The 19,287-nt window shown below is 63.3% G+C and carries 19 protein-coding genes; 2 read left to right on the top strand and 17 right to left on the bottom strand.

The annotated features are described in order from the left end of the window. Positions 1-1,499 (bottom strand): DUF4347 domain-containing protein (locus KBA48_RS25975; protein WP_292911600.1); only part of this gene is annotated, 1,499 nt, incomplete at its 3' end. A gap of 744 nt (positions 1,500-2,243) precedes the next feature. On the opposite strand from KBA48_RS25975, the gene KBA48_RS25970 reads away from it, so the two are divergent. Further along, positions 2,244-3,611: an aspartate aminotransferase family protein gene (locus KBA48_RS25970; RefSeq protein ID WP_292911599.1), complete on the top strand. Its 1,368-nt coding sequence runs from the start codon at positions 2,244-2,246 to the stop codon at positions 3,609-3,611. Positions 3,612-3,653: 42 nt separating this feature from the next. On the opposite strand, the gene KBA48_RS25965 is transcribed toward KBA48_RS25970, so the two are convergent. From KBA48_RS25965 to KBA48_RS25950, 4 genes are all read right to left on the bottom strand, one after another. Then, the gene (locus tag KBA48_RS25965; protein WP_292911598.1) at positions 3,654-3,884 is read right to left on the bottom strand and encodes a DUF3126 family protein; all 231 of its coding nucleotides are present in this window, start codon (positions 3,882-3,884) and stop codon (positions 3,654-3,656) included. Positions 3,885-4,021: 137 nt separating this feature from the next. After that, on the bottom strand, positions 4,022-5,032 hold the full coding sequence (gene gap, locus KBA48_RS25960) for a type I glyceraldehyde-3-phosphate dehydrogenase (protein WP_292911597.1): 1,011 nt from the start codon (positions 5,030-5,032) through the stop codon (positions 4,022-4,024). 368 nt (positions 5,033-5,400) lie between these two features. After that, on the bottom strand, positions 5,401-8,247 hold the full coding sequence (gene uvrA / locus KBA48_RS25955) for an excinuclease ABC subunit UvrA (protein ID WP_292911596.1): 2,847 nt from the start codon (positions 8,245-8,247) through the stop codon (positions 5,401-5,403). Between the two features lie 106 nt (positions 8,248-8,353). Then, the gene (locus KBA48_RS25950; RefSeq protein WP_292911595.1) at positions 8,354-8,716 is read right to left on the bottom strand and encodes an MmcQ/YjbR family DNA-binding protein; all 363 of its coding nucleotides are present in this window, start codon (positions 8,714-8,716) and stop codon (positions 8,354-8,356) included. Between the two features lie 183 nt (positions 8,717-8,899). On the opposite strand from KBA48_RS25950, the gene ssb reads away from it, so the two are divergent. Further along, positions 8,900-9,475: a single-stranded DNA-binding protein gene (gene ssb, locus KBA48_RS25945; protein WP_292911594.1), complete on the top strand. Its 576-nt coding sequence runs from the start codon at positions 8,900-8,902 to the stop codon at positions 9,473-9,475. 160 nt (positions 9,476-9,635) lie between these two features. On the opposite strand, the gene KBA48_RS25940 is transcribed toward ssb, so the two are convergent. The 12 genes from KBA48_RS25940 to KBA48_RS25885 all read right to left on the bottom strand — a co-directional run. Further along, positions 9,636-10,013 (bottom strand): hypothetical protein, encoded by a 378-nt coding sequence (locus tag KBA48_RS25940; protein WP_292911593.1) that lies wholly within the window; start codon positions 10,011-10,013, stop codon positions 9,636-9,638. Positions 10,014-10,033: 20 nt separating this feature from the next. Continuing rightward, entirely contained in the window at positions 10,034-10,840 is an 807-nt protein-coding gene (locus tag KBA48_RS25935; protein WP_292911592.1) for a TIGR02587 family membrane protein, read from the bottom strand. A gap of 56 nt (positions 10,841-10,896) precedes the next feature. After that, positions 10,897-11,316, bottom strand: a complete 420-nt coding sequence (locus tag KBA48_RS25930) for a response regulator (RefSeq protein ID WP_292911591.1) — start codon at positions 11,314-11,316, stop codon at positions 10,897-10,899. Positions 11,317-11,631: 315 nt separating this feature from the next. Then, positions 11,632-13,608, bottom strand: a complete 1,977-nt coding sequence (locus KBA48_RS25925) for a PAS domain S-box protein (protein WP_292911590.1) — start codon at positions 13,606-13,608, stop codon at positions 11,632-11,634. Between the two features lie 17 nt (positions 13,609-13,625). Next, positions 13,626-14,261, bottom strand: a complete 636-nt coding sequence (locus KBA48_RS25920; RefSeq protein ID WP_292911589.1) for a chemotaxis protein CheX — start codon at positions 14,259-14,261, stop codon at positions 13,626-13,628. Continuing rightward, positions 14,258-14,641, bottom strand: coding sequence for a response regulator (locus KBA48_RS25915; RefSeq protein ID WP_292911588.1), 384 nt, complete (start codon positions 14,639-14,641; stop codon positions 14,258-14,260). The genes KBA48_RS25920 and KBA48_RS25915 overlap by 4 nt, the downstream gene beginning before the upstream one ends. Before the next feature lie 15 nt (positions 14,642-14,656). Continuing rightward, positions 14,657-14,950, bottom strand: coding sequence for a hypothetical protein (locus tag KBA48_RS25910; protein ID WP_292911587.1), 294 nt, complete (start codon positions 14,948-14,950; stop codon positions 14,657-14,659). Then, positions 14,947-17,136: a chemotaxis protein CheW gene (locus KBA48_RS25905; RefSeq protein ID WP_292911586.1), complete on the bottom strand. Its 2,190-nt coding sequence runs from the start codon at positions 17,134-17,136 to the stop codon at positions 14,947-14,949. The genes KBA48_RS25910 and KBA48_RS25905 overlap by 4 nt, the downstream gene beginning before the upstream one ends. Next, positions 17,133-17,546 carry a response regulator gene (locus KBA48_RS25900; protein ID WP_292911585.1) on the bottom strand — a complete coding sequence of 138 codons (414 nt, stop codon included), beginning with the start codon at positions 17,544-17,546 and terminating at the stop codon, positions 17,133-17,135. The genes KBA48_RS25905 and KBA48_RS25900 overlap by 4 nt, the downstream gene beginning before the upstream one ends. After that, positions 17,539-18,408 (bottom strand): protein-glutamate O-methyltransferase CheR, encoded by an 870-nt coding sequence (locus KBA48_RS25895; protein WP_292911584.1) that lies wholly within the window; start codon positions 18,406-18,408, stop codon positions 17,539-17,541. The genes KBA48_RS25900 and KBA48_RS25895 overlap by 8 nt, the downstream gene beginning before the upstream one ends. 5 nt (positions 18,409-18,413) lie before the next feature. Further along, a complete protein-coding gene (locus KBA48_RS25890) occupies positions 18,414-19,007 on the bottom strand; it encodes a HEAT repeat domain-containing protein (protein WP_292911583.1) in 594 nt (197 codons plus the stop codon). After that, a partial coding sequence (locus tag KBA48_RS25885) for a chemotaxis protein CheB (protein ID WP_292911582.1) occupies positions 18,988-19,287 on the bottom strand: 300 nt, incomplete at its 5' end. The genes KBA48_RS25885 and KBA48_RS25890, both read right to left, overlap by 20 nt.

Genomic DNA, 19,287 nt, shown 5'->3' with positions numbered 1-19,287 from the left:
GCCGCGCTGGTGATCACGGGAGCGCCGGGCGCAATCGTATCGATGGTCAGTGTCTGCGTGCCGGCCGTGGAGACATTGCCCACCGCGTCCGCTGCCGTGGCGGAGACGGCATTGGTGCCGTTGGTGATGGGGCTGAAGCTGCCGCTGGTCGGCGTGGCCGAACCGGTATCGATGCTCCAGTTGCCGCCCGTGGCCGTCGTCGTATAGGTGGCGCCGCCAATGGTCAGCGTCACCGTTGATCCGGCTTCGGCTGTCCCCGTGATGGTCGGGGTGCCGTCATTGGTGGCGGTTGCACTGGTGATCACGGGGGCGCCTGGCGCCGTCGTGTCGATGGTCAACGTCTGGGTCGCGGCCGTGGAATCGTTGCTCGACCCGTCCGTGGCCTTCACGGAAACCGCGTTGGTGCCATTGGCATTGGGGCTGAACGTACCGCTGGCCGGGGTGGCCGTGCCGGTATCGATGCTCCAGTTGCCACCCGTTGCCGTCGTCGTGAATGTGGCGCCGCCGATGGTCAGCGTGATCGTCACCCCGGCATCCGCGGTGCCGCTGATCACCGGCGTGCTGTCATTCGTCGATGTGGCGCTGGTAATGACCGGCTGACTGGGGCCCGGCCGGGTTGTGAACACAATGGCGGTGTGGCTTGAAGTGAGGGCGTCCGATCCGGTCGCGACGTCCTGAATGGCATTGGCATCATCGCCAGAGGTTGGATCGGTATAGGCGAATTCGATAATATCGCCGGCAAGCAGGGTCGTGCTGATGCTGACGACAACCGTCTTGGCCGTTGAATTCACGGTGACGCCGGTAACCGTTACGCCAGTACCGTTCACGGCGACCGAAAACGCATTTGTGGGCGGCGGATTGGTCGCGTCCAGATCCTGGTCGAAAACGATGGTGAAGAAGTTCTCGCTGATATAGCCGTTGGTGCTGGAGTAGCTCGGTTGCGACATCACCGCCGGATAGGCCTCGATCCGCATGGCCGTCGTGCCAACGGGACCGTGGCGCCAATCCAGTTCCCAGTTGCCCCCAAGCCCGGCAGCACCGGTCAGCGTCGAGGAAGCCTGGATATTCGCCCCGGTGCGATCCGCCAGCATCTCCAGGAAATCGCCACCCGCTCCCACGGCGACATTACAACTGTAGATCAGGATGTCGCCGGCCATCGACAGGCCGGCGCCGATGACGGCGAAGTCCGCCCCGCGGTCGGCAAGCGCTGCCTTGTCCACGATGGTTGCCCCCAGGTGGAAACCACCGGGGAACCCATGGCTGAAGATGTGGATGGCATCGATATCATGTCGACTCGCCATCGTCGCGGCCATGATCGCCAAGCCGTCATCACAGGCATTGATCAGAACGGATTCCACCCCGCCGGGCAGGTTTCCCCGCAGGCATGACCAGTCAGCAAGGGATGTGTCGATGAAGGCCAATTCCCGCAAGCCTTCGGCCCGGACACCTTTCGACGACGCCATGCCCTGAATTTTGGCGGAGGAGGAAAACGCGCGCATACAGCTCTCCATTTTTGGACGTTCAGTGCCCTGGCTGATGGTGGTGGAGCCACAATTCTTGTATGAAAATGTGGCGGATTCCCTTCACATAACAACGATAGCTTGACGAGCAGCCCCCTATCGGCCGATGCAGATTAAGCCGCAGGCTAAAGAAGTCAAAGGGCATTATCTGTGACCAAAAAATATTCAATAATAAATATACCAATGGATAGGTCGGAAACGCCGCTGGTCTATTTTAACACGGTGTTAACGGATCGCTTCGTGTCTGTTAAATTCAAATACTTTTGATTTTAAATGTATATAGTCGTAAAAGTAACTTGTTTTGCCAAACGATCTTGTCTAAAAAATTCATGCAGTCGTAAGTGAAAAGGTCACTTAACGCCATGCGGTAAGAGCATATGCTTTAAAATGTCGATTGAGATCCGTTTATATCAATCTGTGTGGCTTAAAGGTTGGTGCGTGACAACCCAGCTATGACAGAGCGATGCCGGGGTCTGTCCGAAGTCGTAACATCCTTTGCCCCCGTTGGAAGCTCCCCGGTTTGATGGGACACAGCGTTTCACGGCGCCACCGCCCCGTGACGCGGCCGCCCGTCGGCGTTATGCTGTCGCCATGACCTATCATGGCCCCACACCCAAGGAAGAGATGCTGCTGCTCTGTGCCCGGATCGGGTTCAACCCGCCGGGTTGAGGGGACGGCCGTTCATTACACGCATCCTCGACCCCTGACTCGGGAGTTGGACCCATGTCCGTCACCGCAGAATTGAAGCGTCTTTCCGGTGCCCATCACTGGCACCCGTTCACCGATCATCAGGAACTGGCCGCCCTGGGCGGTCCCCGTATCATCACCCATGCCGACGGCGTGTGGCTGACCGACAGTACGGGGGCGCGCATTCTGGATGCGATGGCCGGGCTGTGGTGTGTCAATGTCGGCTATGGGCGGCGGGAACTGGCCGATGCCGCCTATCGGCAACTGACCGATCTCAGCTTCTATCACGGCTTCTTCAAGACCACGACGGAGCCGACGGTGCGGCTGGCGGCCAAGCTGGCGGAACTGACGCCGCCGGGCCTGTCCCGTGCCTTCTTCGCCAATTCCGGGTCGGAAGCCAATGACACCATCGTGCGCATGGCCCGCCATTACTGGGCCCTGAAGGGCAAGCCGGAAAAGCGGGTCTTTATCGGGCGTGAACATGGCTATCACGGCACCACCATGGCCGCGACCTCGCTGAACGGCATGAAGGTGATGCATGAACAGGGGGGGCTGCCGCTGCCCGGCTTCACCCATGTCATGGCCCCCTATCCGTTCGAAGGGCAGGGGGAGATGAGCGCCGAGGCGTTCGGGCGGCTGGCGGCGCGGGCTGTGGAGGAGAAGATCCTCTCCATCGGCCCGGAAAACGTCGCTGCCTTCATCGGGGAGCCGGTGCAGGGTGCCGGCGGCGTCATCATCCCGCCCGACAGCTATTGGCCGGAGATCAACCGCATCTGCAAGGAACACGACATCCTGCTGATCGCGGATGAGGTGATCTGCGGCTTCGGCCGGCTGGGCCATTGGTTCGGGTCGCAGCGGTACGGCATCAAGCCGGATTTCATGACATTGGCCAAGGGCATCACGTCGGGCTATGTGCCGCTGTCCGCCGTCATGGTGGGCGACCGGGTCGCTGAGACCTTGATCAATGAGGGGGGCGAATTCTACCACGGCTTCACCTATTCCGGCCATCCCGTGGCCTGTGCCGTGGCTCTGGCCAATCTGGAGGTGATCGAGCGGGAGGGGCTGGTCGACCGTGCGCGTAAGGACATCGGACCGTATTTGCGCGCAAAGCTGGGGGAGACGCTGGACGGTCACCCGATCGTTGGTGAAATCCGGTCAGAGGGCATGATCGGCGCCATCGAGATCGTGAAAGACCGCCGGACGCGGGAACGTTTTCCCGGCGGGGGCAAGGTCGGCCTAATGGCCCGCGACCATTGTTTCCACAACAACCTGATCATGCGCGGCATCCGCGACAGCCTGGTCTACGCGCCTGCGCTGACCATGACAGAGGCGGAAGCGGATGAGGTGGCGCGGCTGGCGAAGCGCGCCCTGGACCTGACGGCCCGCGATCTGGGTGTGATGTAAGCAAGGGGGGGGCGGTCAAATCCGCCCCCGCATACCCCAGCCTTACTTCTTCGCCGGGGCGATGTTGGGCAGGTCTTCGGCCAGGATGGTCATGTTGAAGGCATAGGAGACGTCGCCATCATCCTCGTCGCGGTAGAGGGTGCCGATGAACTCCTCCCCGATGGTCACCTCGACCGGCTGGCCTTTCTTGGCCGGCGGGTTCACGGTGATCTTGTCGTTGCCGAAATTCTTGCGCAGATAGGTCTGAAGCCGCGCGATCTCATTGGGGGTCATTGTCCATCCGCCCTTTCTTGTGGCTCTTGGGGTTCAAAGAAAAGCCAGGGGCGCCGCTCCCGCCGGAACGGCGCCCCTGTTGTCGATCCGGCCAGCGATCAGGATAGCCTGATCACCGGCAAAGACCAGTCGGGAAATCAGCCCGCGTTCGCCATGGCGATGACGGTGTCGCCCATGCGGTTGGAGAAGCCCCATTCATTGTCGTACCAGGTCAGGATACGCACGAAGTTGCCTTCCATGACCTTCGTCTCGTTGAGCGCGAAGATCGAGCTGTGGCTGTCATGGTTGAAGTCGGTGGACACCAGCGGCTCGGCATAGGCGCCCAGGATACCCTTAAGCGGGCCGGCGGCGGCGGCGTCCTTGATCAACTGGTTGACCTCTTCCACCGTCGTGTTGCGCTTGGCCACGAACTTGAAGTCGACGACCGATACGTTCGGGGTCGGAACGCGCAGCGAGGTGCCGTCCAGCTTGCCCTTCAGTTCCGGCAGAACCTTGCCCACGGCCTTGGCCGCACCGGTCGAGGTCGGGATGATGTTCAGGGCGGCGGCACGGGCGCGGTGCAGATCCTTGTGGAACGTGTCCACGGTGTTCTGGTCGCCGGTATAGCTGTGGATGGTGGTCATGAAGCCATGGGCGATGCCGATGCCCTGGTTCAGGACATGGGCGACGGGCGCTAGGCAGTTGGTGGTGCAGGAGGCGTTCGACACGATCTTGTGATCGGCCGTCAGCTTGTCATGGTTCACGCCATAGACGACCGTCAGATCCTCGTCCGTCGCCGGGGCGGAGATCAGGACCTTCTTGGCGCCGGCGGTCAGGTGCTTGGACGCACCCTCACGCGAGGTGAAGATGCCCGAGCATTCCAGGGCGATGTCGACGCCCAGCTCACCCCAGGGCAACTGGGCCGGGTCGCGCTGCTGCACGGAGCGGATGGTGTGGCCATTGACCACCAGATTGCCGTCGACAACCTCCACCGTGCCGGGGAAACGGCCATGGACGCTGTCATATTTCAGCAGGTGGGCGTTGGAATTGGCGTCGGCCAGATCGTTGATGGCGACGACCACGATATCCTTGCGGCCGCTTTCGATGAGGGCGCGCAGAACCAGACGGCCAATACGCCCGAACCCGTTGATCGCAACTTTGACAGCCATGCTTTCCTCCGATTGAACGACGCCCGCGCCGGCTCTGGCACGGGGGCCGATGGGCAGCGGGACGGCCCATGTTCCAAAGCCGAATTAACCCTTGAACCCCCCGCATACAAGGGCGCAACCGTCCCTTCCGCCATGCGTGAAGCGCACGGGTTGCAGCTTAGTTTTTTTGTGGGAAGGGCGCAATTCAGGTAACGGCGTTACCGGCATGACTCTTTAGGGGCAGGGTTTGTGCGGACCCCGGTGAAACAGGGCGCCGGTATCCGCTTTGCTTCTATTTCATGCACGTCACTGGGAAGTGACCATCGGGGTGGGACACAATCCTTGTATCCCACCCCGGGTCGCACCGGCAGCGCATGGTCAGGCGGGATTCATCCGGCCAGGCGTGCCGGCACCTTCAAATAGGGTGCCAGATAGTGACCGGTGTGACTGCGCGCCGTCTTGGCCACCTTTTCGGGCGTACCGGCCGCCACGATCTCGCCACCGCCATTGCCGCCTTCCGGCCCCATGTCGATGACCCAGTCGGCGGTCTTGATGACCTCCAGATTGTGTTCGATCACCAGTACCGTATTGCCCTGGTCCACCAGGGCATGCAGCACCTCCAGCAGCTTGCGTACATCCTCGAAATGCAGGCCTGTGGTGGGTTCGTCCAGGATATAGATGGTGCGGCCCGTAGAGCGGCGGGCCAGTTCCTTGGCCAGCTTCACACGCTGCGCCTCGCCCCCCGACAGGGTGGTGGCCGGCTGCCCGATCTTAATATAGCCCAGACCGACCCGATCCAGCGTTTCCAGCTTGTCCCGGATGGAGGGGACCGCGCGGAAGAATTCCGCCCCTTCCTCCACCGTCATGTCCAGCACCTCGGCGATGCTTTTGCCCTTGTACAGGACCTCCAATGTCTCGCGATTATAGCGTTTGCCGTGGCAGACATCGCAGGTGACATAGACATCGGGCAGGAAATGCATCTCGATCTTGATGACGCCGTCGCCCTGGCACGCCTCGCACCGACCGCCCTTGACGTTGAAGCTGAACCGTCCCGGCCCGTAGCCGCGCGCCTTCGCCTCCGGCAGGCCGGCGAACCAGTCGCGGATGGGGGTGAAGCAACCGGTATAGGTGGCGGGGTTGGATCGCGGCGTGCGGCCGATGGGCGACTGATCGATATCGATGACCTTGTCGATATTCTCCAGCCCATGGATGGCGTCATGCTCCCCCGGATGCTCCCGCGCGCCCATCAGCTTCTTGGCCAGCGCCTTGTACAGCGTTTCGATCACCAGGGTCGATTTGCCACCGCCCGACACACCGGTAACGCAGGTGAAGGTGCCCAACGGCACCTTGGCCGATACATTACGCAGATTGTTGGTACGGCATCCGGTGATCTCCAGGAATTGTCCCGGATGGCCGGGGCGGCGCACATCAGGCACCTCGATCCGCCGCCGCCCCGACAGGTATTGCGCTGTCAGGCTGTCCGGATGGGCCATCACCTCCGCCGGGGTTCCCTGCGCCACCACGGTACCGCCATGGACGCCGGCACCGGGACCCATATCGACCAGATAATCGGCGATGCGGATCGCGTCCTCGTCATGCTCGACGACGATGACGGTATTGCCGATGTCGCGCAGCCGCTTCAGGGTGGTCAGCAGCCGGTCATTATCCCGCTGGTGCAGGCCGATGGACGGTTCGTCCAGCACATACAGAACACCGGTCAGGCCCGACCCGATCTGGGAGGCAAGCCGAATACGTTGGCTCTCCCCGCCTGACAAGGTGCCCGACGCGCGATCCAGTGCCAGATATTCCAGGCCGACATTGTTGAGGAAGCCCAGCCGCTCATTGATTTCCTTCAAAATCCGTGCGGCGATGTCACGCTGTTTCTGTGTGAGGTGCGGATCAAGGGCCAGAAACCATTCGCCGGCCTGCCGGATGGACATGCGGCTGATATCGGCGATGGACAGGGCCTTGATCTTGACGGCCAGGGCTTCCGGCTTCAGACGGGCGCCGTTACAGGCCTCGCACGGCTGTGACGACTGGTACTTGGACAGTTCCTCGCGCACCAGCGCGCTTTCGGTTTCTTTCCACCGGCGCTGGAGATTGTTGACCACCCCCTCGAACGGCTTCTTGGTCTCATAAGACCGCAGGCCATCATCATAACGCATGGTGATCGCCACCTTGCCCGACCCGAACAGGATGCAGTTCCGCACCTCTTCAGGCTGTTTCTCCCAGGCGGTGTCGATCTTGCTGCCATAATGGGCGCAGATGCTTTCCAGGGTCTGAAGGTAATATTGTGAGGTGGAATTGGCCCAGGGGGCAATGGCGCCTTCCCGCAGGCTCAACCGTTCGTCCGGCACCACCAGCATCGGATCGAAATAATGCTTCGACCCCAGCCCGTCACAGGCAGGGCAGGCGCCAAACGGATTGTTGAAGCTGAACAGGCGGGGTTCCACCTCCTCAATGGTGAAGCCGCTGACGGGGCAGGCGAACTTGGCGGAAAACACCGTCCGTTCGCCATTGTCGGCATTCTCCGCGAAGATCAGCCCGTCGGACAGTTCCAGACCGGTTTCGATCGAATCCGCCAGCCGGTTGCCCAGGTCGGCCTGTACCTTCAACCGGTCGACCACCACCTCGATATCATGCTTCAGCTTCTTGTCGAGGCTGGGGGCGTCCTCGATCTCGTACATTTCGCCATTGATCTTTACGCGCTGGAACCCGCGCTTGCGCAACTCCGCCAGTTCCTTCTTGAACTCCCCCTTCTTGCCGCGCGCGATGGGGGCCAGAAGATAAAGGCGTGTGCCCTCCGGCATGGACAGGATGCGGTCCACCATCTGGCTGACCGTCTGGCTTTCGATGGGCAGGCCCGTGGCGGGGGAGTAGGGGACACCGATGCGCGCGAACAGCAGGCGCATATAATCGTAAATCTCCGTCACCGTCCCGACGGTGGAGCGGGGATTGCGGCTGGTCGTCTTCTGTTCGATGGAGATGGCGGGCGACAGGCCCTCGATGCTGTCCACATCGGGCTTCTGCATCAGTTCCAGGAACTGCCGCGCATAGGCCGACAGGCTTTCCACATAGCGGCGCTGCCCCTCGGCATAGATCGTGTCGAAAGCCAGGGAGGATTTGCCCGACCCCGACAGGCCGGTGATCACGACAAGGCTGTCGCGCGGCAGGTCGACATCGACATTCTTCAGGTTATGCTCGCGGGCGCCACGGACGGAGATATGCTTGTTCATCGCGGTGGGTCTTCGGCTTTCTGTCCCGTGGAGCGGGCTGATGCTGCGGTGCGGTTAAGGATAGGCGATGCGGCTGGTTTGAAAAGGGCGCGTTGGCGCGCCCCCCTCATGTCGTCAACAGGGCTGACAGGCGCTTGGGTGCCACGGCCCGATAGCTTTCCAGCGTCCAATGGCGCAGTCGTTCGACATCGACGTCATCGCCCTGTCTCCACCGGAAGGTCACCCAGCCGGCCTTGCCAAGCCCGTAACCTGTCGGTGCGGTGCCGGGCATGTCCAGCGCGAAGTCGCGCGAATGGGGCAGTTTCAGACTGACACGCAGCGCGCCTTCATAATGATTCAAGAAGATGAATATCTTACCCCGCACCTTGATCACGCGCTCTCCCCACGGGAATTCCTCCGCCGTTTCGGGCAGGGTCAGGGCATGCGTGCGCAAGGCCTGTTCGGCTTCGGCGAAGGGCTGGTCGTTCATGGTGGTTCCGTGAAACCGCGTGCGATACGGGGTTGACAATGCCTCGTTCGGACATGGAAAGCAATGTTCTTGTATTGTTCCCTATAAACTTGTAGAACCGGGGCGGGGGCTGCGTGTAGGCTGCGAGCCATCCGGTGGTGGGCGACTTCCGCCGCCGTTCCCTATTTGCGAAAGAGCGACACCATGGCGGGCAGCGTCAACAAGGTCATCCTGATCGGCAACCTGGGTAAGGAACCGGAGGTCCGGTCGCTTCAGAACGGTGGCAAGGTCTGCACCCTGCGTATCGCGACGTCGGAAACCTGGAAGGATCGCGGCACGGGCGAACGCCAGGAGCGTACGCAGTGGCACAGTGTTGTGATCTTCAATGAAAATCTGGTGGGTATTGCCGAGCGGTTCCTGAAGAAGGGCAGCAAGGTCTATGTCGAAGGCCAGTTGGAAACCCGCAAGTGGCAGGACCAGCAGGGGCAGGAGCGCTACACGACCGAAGTCGTTCTGCGCCAGTTCCGCGGCGAACTCACGCTGCTGGATGGGCGTGAGGGTGGCGGTGGCATGGGCGGCGGTGGCGGCGGTTATGATGACCGCGGCGCTGATTATGGCGGCGGTGGCGGTGGTGGCGGCTATGGTGGCGGTGGCTCCTATGGCGGGGGCGGCGGCGATTATGGTGGCGGCAGCGGCAATCGCGGTGGTGCATCGCGCGGCGGCTCGGCTGCCGCCCGTCCCAGCCCGGCTGCCGACCTGGATGATGAGATTCCGTTCTGAAACAAGGCTCTCATCGCCTACACCGTGTCCGCTTTCTCTCTCTTGGTCTGTGTGATTCGGGTGGGACCCTGCTTGCCCAGGCAATACCATCGGCCCAAATTCTTGACCGATGGTATTGTCAGCACTGATGGGAGCGGCCCACGCCTTCCGGTGTTGGCGCCTATAACTCCGTGAATCCCCCGATTTGTATGTCCAGTACCGTGTGATTGACCGGGTGCGGGAAAAGGAAGGCGCCGCGCCGGACCGCGTGGGCGGCGATATAGTCGAACTCGATTTGTTTGTCGGGTGCCGTTGCCTCTTTCAGAGAGGCATTGACGGTGACGGCGGCGGCGGCCTTATCACCCTGGTTCATCACGGTGACCGTCACCATCGTGCCGCCGTCCATCGGCTCAATCTCGGCGATGGAGACCACCAGCCTCGCGGGCTGTACCTCCCCGAACACGGCCTCGTGACCCAGGAACAGGATCAGGCAGAGCACCAGCACGCCCGACAGCGCGCCGACGGTCCATTCCACGGCCCGCTGGCGGCGGTCCTTCATTTCCGCGTCCATTTCCAACCTCACAGGATAAGCCGTGCCGCAGCGGCGCCGATGGCGGACGGGAAGCCCAGGACGACCGTGGCCATCACCAAGCTATCAAGGTGCAGGCCGTCGATACGTCCGAGAATCCACAGGGTATAAAGGCTGATGCCCAGGGCGATCACATAGCCCGGCAGGGTGAAGCGCGTGAAGCTGCTCCACCATGGCTCGCCGGCCGAAATCTGCGACCCGCCCGCAAAACCAACGGCAAAGACGAAGCCGTGCATCAGCACCAGCGAACAGGCGACCAGTACCAGCGCGTGGACCTCCGACATCTGATAGGAGATCAGCAGCATCTCGTCCGTTGGCGCCAGGTTGAAGCCCAGGAACAGGGCGCCGACCCCCATCAGGAACAGTTCGCCGCCATAGGTTTCCTGCCTTTTGCTCTGCGGATTCTCATCATCATCCGTTCCGGACGGGGAGCCGAACTCGCTTTTTGCCAGCAGCGCGCCGATGGCGGCGGGGATCATCTGGATCACGATCTTGCCCACCGCTTCCTGTGGTGGAGTTTCGTTGGTGATGGTGCCGAACAGGATCAGCAGGCTCGTGCACATGATCGCCGCGATACCGAGCGCGGTCAGCGCGTCGACGATATCGTCGCGCCAACAGGTCGTACGTTCGAATCCGATATGGTGCGACAGCAGAACCAACAGCGGCAGCGACGTCAGAAACAGCAGCAGCAGGCGCGGCCGGTCCATGTAAAGGCCCAGCCACCACATTTCCATCGTCATCAACATGGGCAGGGAAAAGATCAGAGCCCCGCCCGCCGCGCGCCCGAAGCCGCGCAACGCTTGTATCGTTTCAGTCGGCAGTCCGGGATGCGAAGACAAGAGCCACCTTACCGTTAAAGAGCCGCAGCCGGACGGGCCGGCAGGTTCAGCAGCGAATTCACCTGGGCCATCAAGGTGCGGAACCCAATGGGTTTGCCGGCCAGTTGTGTATTGGGGCCCAGTTCGCGCCGGATGTCGGGATTATCCCCATAACCGGTCAGGAACAGGACCTTCAGGTCCGGTTGGCGTTTGCGGCCGGCCGCGGCAACCTGCCGCCCATCCATGCCGGGAAGGCCAAGGTCGGTGATCAACAGGTCCAGGTGGACCGGCCCGTGCAGGATATCCAGCGCGGCATGCCCGTCCTGTGCCTCCAGAACCTCATGCCCCAGATCGCTGAGGCTTTCGACCAGCGCCATTCGTACAAGCGCTTCATCTTCGACCACCAGGATCGTTCCGAAACCGGATTGAGCGTTGTTTTTCGTGGTCTCTGACATTGTGGCAGTCTCCTGGACGCCGGAGCGGGGCTGGTCGAGCGTCATGATCGTGTCCTTGCCGGGCGTGCTGTCGATGAGCCTCTATCCCCGGTTGGCTGGATGAACCCGGTGGTTCGGGCCGCCGCCAAGGCAGGACCCTGATCATCCTCAACCATCGATATCGGCGCGGAAAACCCAACCGGCCCTGGGTGCAGCGATTTTGACAGGCGTGACCATAGCATCGACCCCGCCTGGTCACTGATAGCGCGTTCAGTCGAGAAGCCCCGTGACAAACAGTCGATGACCGCCCGCCAAAAGTGCTAGAGCGGCTTCAGGTCAGTTGCTCCGTTGACGACGCTTCAATTCCGCTTCGAACATCGCGGCGATATCTTCGACCTGATAGGGCTTGGCCAGCAGCCGGAACTCGCTCTCCCGCGACAACTCGCTGCTATATCCGGTGGTCAGCACGATGGGCAGGTCCGGGCGCAGTTTCCGGGCCTGGTGGGCCAGGGCAATGCCGCTGGTATGGCCCGGCATCACCAGATCGGTGAACAGGATGTCGACTGCTTCGCCTTCGGTCAGCCGGCGCAGGGCCTCGTCACCGGTGGACGCGTGGTGGACGACATAATCCAGATCCTCCAGCGCCGCCTTCACCACGGGCAGCACGATGGGATCATCCTCCACCAGCAGCACGACGGCGCCTTCGCCTTTGGCGGGTTGGGAGATGCGGGCGCTGTCCTCGCCCATCGCGGCAATGGAGCGGGGCAGGAACAGGCTGATATGTGTGCCTGAACCGGGCGTGCTGACCACTGTCACGGTGCCGCCGGATTGTTCACAGAAACCATAGACCTGCGCCAGCCCCAACCCCGTGCCTTTGCCCACGGATTTGGTGGTGAAGAACGGTTCGAAGATGCGCGATGAGATTTCCGGCGACATGCCGACGCCATTGTCGCTCACGCTGATTTCCACGTACTCGCCCCGCAGTCCCTTGGCATCTGTCCCGTCCAGGGTCCGGTTCCCGGCGGACACAACGACCATCCCGTCGGCAGAAATCGCGTCGCGGGCATTGACGACAAGGTTCAGCACGGCCAGTTCGAACTGGGTCGGGTCGCCCAGGATGTTCCAGGTATCGGCGTGGATATCCATCTGCAGGCGGATATCCGCCCGCAACGCCCGATCCAGGATGACACGCATGCCCAGCAGCCGCTCCCGCACGTCGAAAGGCTCGGCGATCAGCGCCTGCTTGCGTGCGAAGCTCATCAATTGGCGGACCAGGCTGGCGCCGCGATCCACGGCCTGGCGGCCCGCATCCAGCAAGGGTTGAACTTCCGGCATGCCCTTGGTGCGGCGCCCCACCATTTGCAAACAGGCCTGAAGCGCCTGCAGCAGATTGTTGAAATCATGGGCCATGCCGCCGGTCAACTGGCCCACGGCTTCCATCTTCTGGCTTTGCAGCAAGGTTTCTTCCACCCGCGCCCGCTGTGCCGCTTCCGCCCGCAAGGCGGCCGTCCGCTCCTCCACACGCGCCTCCAGGGTCGCGTTCAGGTGGCGTAGTTCGGCATCGACGCGCTTTCTCTCCGTCACATCGCGCAGAATGCCGGTCCGGAACAGGCGCTGCTCGCTGGTCCAGCGACCGATGGAGATTTCCAGATCAAAGGTGCTGCCATCCTTGCGCCGGCCTGTTGCCTCCAGCGGGATGCCGCCTTCACCGGCGCGCTCGCTCTGCCCGCGCGGCCAGAGATCGGCCCCGGCATTCTCCAGCAGCAAGGCGATGGGATGTCCAACAACATCCTGCGGCTCATAGCCGAAATGGCGGGTGACGGCGCCGTTGATCCATTGGATGACGCCAGCACTGTCCGTGGTGACGATGACCTCCGGCGCGGCATCGACGACGGCACGGTAGCGGGCCTCGCCCCGTTCGCGCAGGGCGCGCTCACGCTCGATATTGGCGGTCTGGTCATCCAACTGGATGAAGCACCAGCGCTCACCCTCCATGTCGAAGGGCTGCACGCTGGTATCGTACAGCAACTGGCGCCCATCGGGTTTGAACAGCGGCAGCAGTCGGGCGTTGAGATTATGGGTCAGGAAGCTGGAGGTGCCGGTGGTCAGCGCCTCATCGACCGCGACGCCCAGACGTGTGTTGCGCAGGCCGGGGAACAGGTCCCACAGGCAGCGGCCCAGCAGGTTTTCGACAGGCAGCGGGGTGGCCTGCGCCATCCAGCGGTTCCACAGCCGGACTCTTTGCGCGGGGTCAACCAGGATCAGACCGCCGCCGACCCGGTCGACCAGCGCCGCAGCAACTTTGTCTGCCATGTCTGATACCCCTGTCGTCAAGGTTTCTCTCCCTGGACGATGGTGGCAATGAATTCGTCAATCAACTGGCGTAGCACGGACAAGGATGGCAGATCCATCAGAAGGGCGATGTAACCGTTGATATTACGCGATGCGACGCTGAAATCGATGGTCAGGAACAGGGCCGGCTCCGGCTCCCCGTTTTCCACGGCCAGGATGGTGCGGCCCGATCCGCGCAGGACGCGCGGAAGCGACATGGTCAGGTCAAGGCGCAGCAGGTTGGCGATGGAGACAAGACAGCCATTCAGGATGATGTTGCCGATCTCCGCCAGCGCACCCTGTTCCAGGGCGATGATCTCGTCCAGCGCCATGCCCTCGCCGACGACGGCGCGGACCAGTTCCAGGCTGTTGGTCTCGGGGAACAGAAGCAGGGCCTGACCGGAGAAGGCGCCCTGGAAATCCTGTCCCACGGAGACCAGTCCGGTACTGCCGCGCTGGTCCAGCAGATTGGCCGCGACATCACGCGTCAGCAGTTCCACACGGGGCACGGACAGTTGCACCGTCTCACCGATCATGTCGGCAAGTCGCCGGGCCGCGCGACCGACCCCGATATTGACGATCTCGGTCAGCGCGTCGCGCTCGATCTCGCCCAGTTCCGGGAATGAGGTGGTCATGGGCGGGCCCGCTTCAGTTTCAGATCGGCACCGGCCAGGAAGGGCCGCAGCGTTTCATCTTTCAAGGGCTTCTCGATGAAGGCCGCGTCCAGTGCATGGGTGCGGGCGACGATGCCCTGCTGGGCATTGGCGGAGATGACGGCGACCGGCATGGCGGGATGCTTCTGGCGCAGTTGTGTCAGCAGTTCCAGGCCGTCAATGTCGGGCATGTTGAAATCGACCAGCACGATGTCGATATCGCCGCCATCGATCAGGGCCAGCGCTTCGATGGCGTTGGCGGCTTCCACCAGCCCCCATTCCGGCTGCAGGCGCGACATGATCCCTGCAACCAGCATACGGGCCAGCTTGCTGTCATCAATTATCAGAACCTTGCGCCCCATCTCTTCCTCTTCCCATCATATCGATACGACAGATTGATCATTTTTTTCCGGCCTGATGGCCGGCCCTTCCGCAGGGGCCGCCAGCGCCGGCCCCACCCAGCGGCGCAGGAAGTCATCGGCGGGCTGTCCTACCATCCGCCGCCGGCCGGCCATAGCCACCTGCAGCACGGCACTGTGCATGCCGGTGCAGCCCGACCAGTCGATAGCCGCGTCCGGATGATCCAGCAGCAGTTGGAGAAGCGATTCAGCCTCATCTAATATACAATCCTTGAGAAGGCAGATCGTTCCATCAGTAAATGCAACGGTCATCGCACGATCCCTTTCAGGTCGATCACCAGCAGCACCGTCCCATCCCCCAGAAGCACTGTGCCCAGATAGGCGGAAAGCCCGGCCAGGATGCCATCCATGGGCCGCAGGACCGCGTCCATGCGTTCCCCCAGTCCGTCGACCTCCACCCCCACGGGACTGCCATTGATCTCCACCAGCAGCACGCGGGCCTCCGGCGCCGGTGGCGGCGCTTCCAGGTCAAGCAGTCCGGCGAGCGATACCAGCGGCACCACGCGGTCGCGCCACGTGAATATGTCACGGCCGCGCATGCGGTTGATATGGCCGCGCGGCAGGCGCACGGTTTCCAGCACCATGTCCATGGGCAAGCCCAGCCGCAGGCCCGCCACCTCCACCACCAGCAGCCGCAGCGACGACAGGGTCAGGGGCAGGGACAGGGTGATGGTGGTGCCGGCGCCAGGCGTGCTGCGCAGCGTCACGCCGCCGCCTGCCTTGTCCACCGCAGCGCGCACCGCGTCCATGCCCACGCCGCGGCCCGATAGATCAGACAGGGTACTGGCCGTGGAAAGGCCGGGGGCGAAGACCAGTTGCAAGGCGTCGGTTTCGGACAGGGCTGCCGCCTCCGCCGCGCTCAGCAGGCCGCGGGCGACCGCACGGCGGCGGATGGCGGCGGTGTCGATGCCCCCTCCATCGTCGGTCACCTCCACCAGCAGCCGCCCGCCCTGTTGAAAGGCACGCAGGGTAATGGTGGCGGTTTCCGGTTTGCCGGCGGCCTTGCGTGTCGCCGCCACTTCGATCCCGTGATCCAGCGCGTTGCGCACCAGATGCAGCAGCGGTTCGGGCAGCAGTTCCACCACCGCCTTCTCGGCCTCCGTGCGCGCGCCCTCCATCACCAACCGCGCCGGCTTGCCCAGGCGGATCGACAGGTCGCGGACCAGACGGGGAAAGCGTTGGAAGACGTCACCCACCGGCATCATGGAGATGGAAAGGACAGCTGCCCGAAGCTCTCGTGTCAGCCGTTCCAGGCTGGTGCCAAGCTGGTGCAGTTCCCGGTCCTCGCCCCGCTCCCGCGTCAGCCAGCCCAGATGGTTCTGGATCAGGCCCAACTCTCCCGACAGCCGCACCAGCCGATCGACCCTGTCCTCCGACACGCGCAGCAATCGCGGCATGCTGGCCGCCGGGGCAGGGGAACTGGGGGCGGGCAGGGCATCCCGCCCGGAACCCAGGCTATTCAAGGCCTGAAGCAGCGGGGCGGCATCATTCAGCGCCAGCGCGTCCCGTCCGGCCTTGATGATCATCGCCTTGTCCGCGTCGCGCCCCTCATGGGTCATGATATTGGCGGCCACGGTGGCGGCCGCGGCGATACGCCCCGCCAGCCCGGCGGGTGGGGCGTCGGCCACCGTCAGCATCAGCGCCTGTTCGGCCAGAATCGCGGCGATCGCGTCCTGCCCGCCGCCTGTTGCCAGGGCCGATGCCGGCAGCACTGCGCTGCGGACCTGATCCCCGCACAGGCGGAAGATATCCCGCCAGCCATCATCGCCCACCACAAGGGCCGTGAAGGAAAGGGTGCAGGTGAACGGGTCCAGATTGTCCAGCGGGCCGGCATCATCCGTGTCGATATGCAGGGCAGCCAGCCCGGACAGGTCGCGGAACAGGCGCAACGGGTCGTCGCCGTTGAAAAAGCACCCCGGCAAGGGGCGATAGGAGATCAGATGGATGGCGCTGTCGGGCAGGGCGCGGTGAAGGGAAAGCGCCGCCTGACGTTCCGCCGGCGTGATCAACTCCAGGCATCTGTCCACGGCCAGCGCCGGGGCGGCATCATCAGTTTTATCCTGCTGGCCGCCGATCTGACGGATCAGGGTGTCTGCCGCCAGGTCCGCCGACGCCGGCAGCACACCGTCGCGTTCCAGGTCATCCAGCCAGCCGGCCACTTGATCCAGGCAGGTCAGCAGCAGGTCGACCAGGGCAGGGCCCACAATCTCCGTCTGCTCATCGGTGCGGGCCAGCAATTCCTCCGCCTCATGCAACAGGCGGGTCATGGGTCTGGCATCGAAAAGGCCGGACGAACCCTTCAATGTGTGAAAGGCTCGGAAGATCACGCCCAGTTCCGTCCGGTCGTCGCCCCCCTGGCCCAGGGAGAGCAACGCGTCGCTGGCCTCCTGGACCAGGGCGCGGCCTTCGATCATGAACTGGTCGAGCAGGCTGGTCATGCCGGCGCCCCCGTCAGCAGCGCTGCGTGGAGCAGAAGGTCCGTGTCCGCCACTGGCTTGGTCAGGTAATGATTGGCCCCGGCCGCGCGTGCGGCGGCGCGGTCCTGGGGGCCCGCCTCGGTGCTGGCGATCAGCACGGGCAAGGAGGCGACGACGGGCGTGGCGCGCAGGGTGCGAAGAAAGGCCAGGCCGTCCATCTGCGGCATGTTGATATCGACCACCAGCAGATCGAAGCGCGCCGACAGCACCTTCTCCATCGCTTCCACGCCATTGATGGCCTCTGCCACGATGAAGCCCGCCTGTTCCAGGATGCCACGGTAATAAAGCCGGACAAGGCTGCCGTCATCGACGATCAGCACCTGCCGGCTCTCGCCCTGGCGACGCAAGAAGGGCAGCCCTTCATCAGCCATGGGCCGTCTCCGTGTTCTTCTGATAGAGGATGGTCTCGTCAAAGCGGCGGACCTGGAACAGCGACGATACGCGGCTCATGGATTCCGCATGTCCCAGGAAGATGAAGCCGCCATCCACCAGACAGTCATACATGTTGCCGATCGCCTCGCGACGGGATTTGTCATCGAAATAGATCAACATGTTGCGGCACAGGATGACGTCGAACCGGCCATGCGCCGCCATTGCCGCCCGGTCCATCACATTGACCCGGGTGAAGCGGATGGAGGAACAGAGATCGGGTATCAACTGGAAATGCCCATCCTCCGTCCGGGTGAAGTAACGGTCCGTCACCGACGTTGGCAGCCGCATCAGGGAACGTGCGCCATAAAGGCCCGCTGCCGCCGTGCGCAGGGCGGTGGTATCGATGTCCGATCCCACGATTTCCACCTGCCAGTCATCGACGCTGGCCCAGTTTTCCAACAGCCAGATGGCGATGGAATAGGGTTCCTCGCCCGTGGCGCAGGGCAGGGACCAGAGGCGGATCGTATCGCCCCGCCGCTTGTGCTGCGTCACCAGGGGCAGGACCGATGTCGTAAGGCAGCGGAACTGATATTCCTCGCGATAGAAATATGTTTCGTTGATGGTGAAGCTGCTGACCAGCCGCTCATATTCATCGGTGTCGGCCAGCATCATGGTGAAATAGTCGCGGAAACTGTCATGCCCGCTGGCTTCGATCCGTTCCCGCAGCCGGCGATCGACATAATGGCGTTTGACCTCGCCGAAGATCATGCCGGTCCGGCGATAGAGGAAATCGCAGATACGGTCGAACTCCGCATCGCCGATGGTGATGGCGCTGTCCTTGGGCGGAGCTGTCGGCATCATGGCTCTCATCCCCGTATCCGGGCCATGGCGGTGCGCGCCGCGAAACCAATGAACGCGTCTCCGGCGAAACGGTCAGCCACCACCTGAAGGCAGGGCAAGGCATCAGCCGTTCCCACCTGGGCCAGCACGTCCATGGCCGCGCCGCAAACATTGGCGTGTGTTTCCCCCTCCAGCATGCGGCAGAGTATTCCGGTCGCTTCCACCGGCGGCAGCGCGCGCGCCAGTTCCGCCGCGAGGACACGCACATCGCTGTCCCCATCGATCAGCAGGTCCGGCAGCAGGCCGGGCAGAACCGAAGGCATGGTCTGCAACGCCACCAGGGCGGCATTGCGCACCCCCGCATCGTCCGACCGCAACGCGGGCAGCAGCACCAGGGCCGCCGCCCGCGTGCCGATGCCGGCGATGGCGTCCAACAGCGCCTCGCGCACGGGGGCGGCGGTTTCAACGGCAAGGGCGGCAGCCAGGCGGGGAAGGGCGGTGCCATCGCCGGCCAGCGCCAGGGCGGCCTGTCGCCGCTGCTCCATATCCTGTGACGACAGGGAGGGGACGTTGCCGTGGGGACCGCCGGAGGCGGTCTGTTCACGCCTGACCAGCGGCATCGGCGGCCTCCCTGACGATGGCGGCCGCGATATCGGGCAGAGGCAGCACGCGACCGGCGCCGCCACGCCGTACCAGTTCACCCGGCATGCCCCAGACGACGGCCGTTTCCTCCGCCTCTGCGATGGTGCGCCCGCCCGCCGCATAAAGGGATGCCAGGGCGGCGGCCCCGTCATTGCCCATGCCGGTGGTCAGCACGCCCAGCAGTCGTGACGGTGCTACATGGCGCATGGCACTTTGTACCAGCCGGTCGACGCTGGGATGCCAGACATGGTCGGGGGA

It is taken from the genome of Niveispirillum sp. (assembly GCF_017996735.1).
In the GTDB taxonomy this organism is placed as follows: domain Bacteria; phylum Pseudomonadota; class Alphaproteobacteria; order Azospirillales; family Azospirillaceae; genus Niveispirillum.
This window is presented reverse-complemented; position numbering and strand designations above follow the sequence as displayed.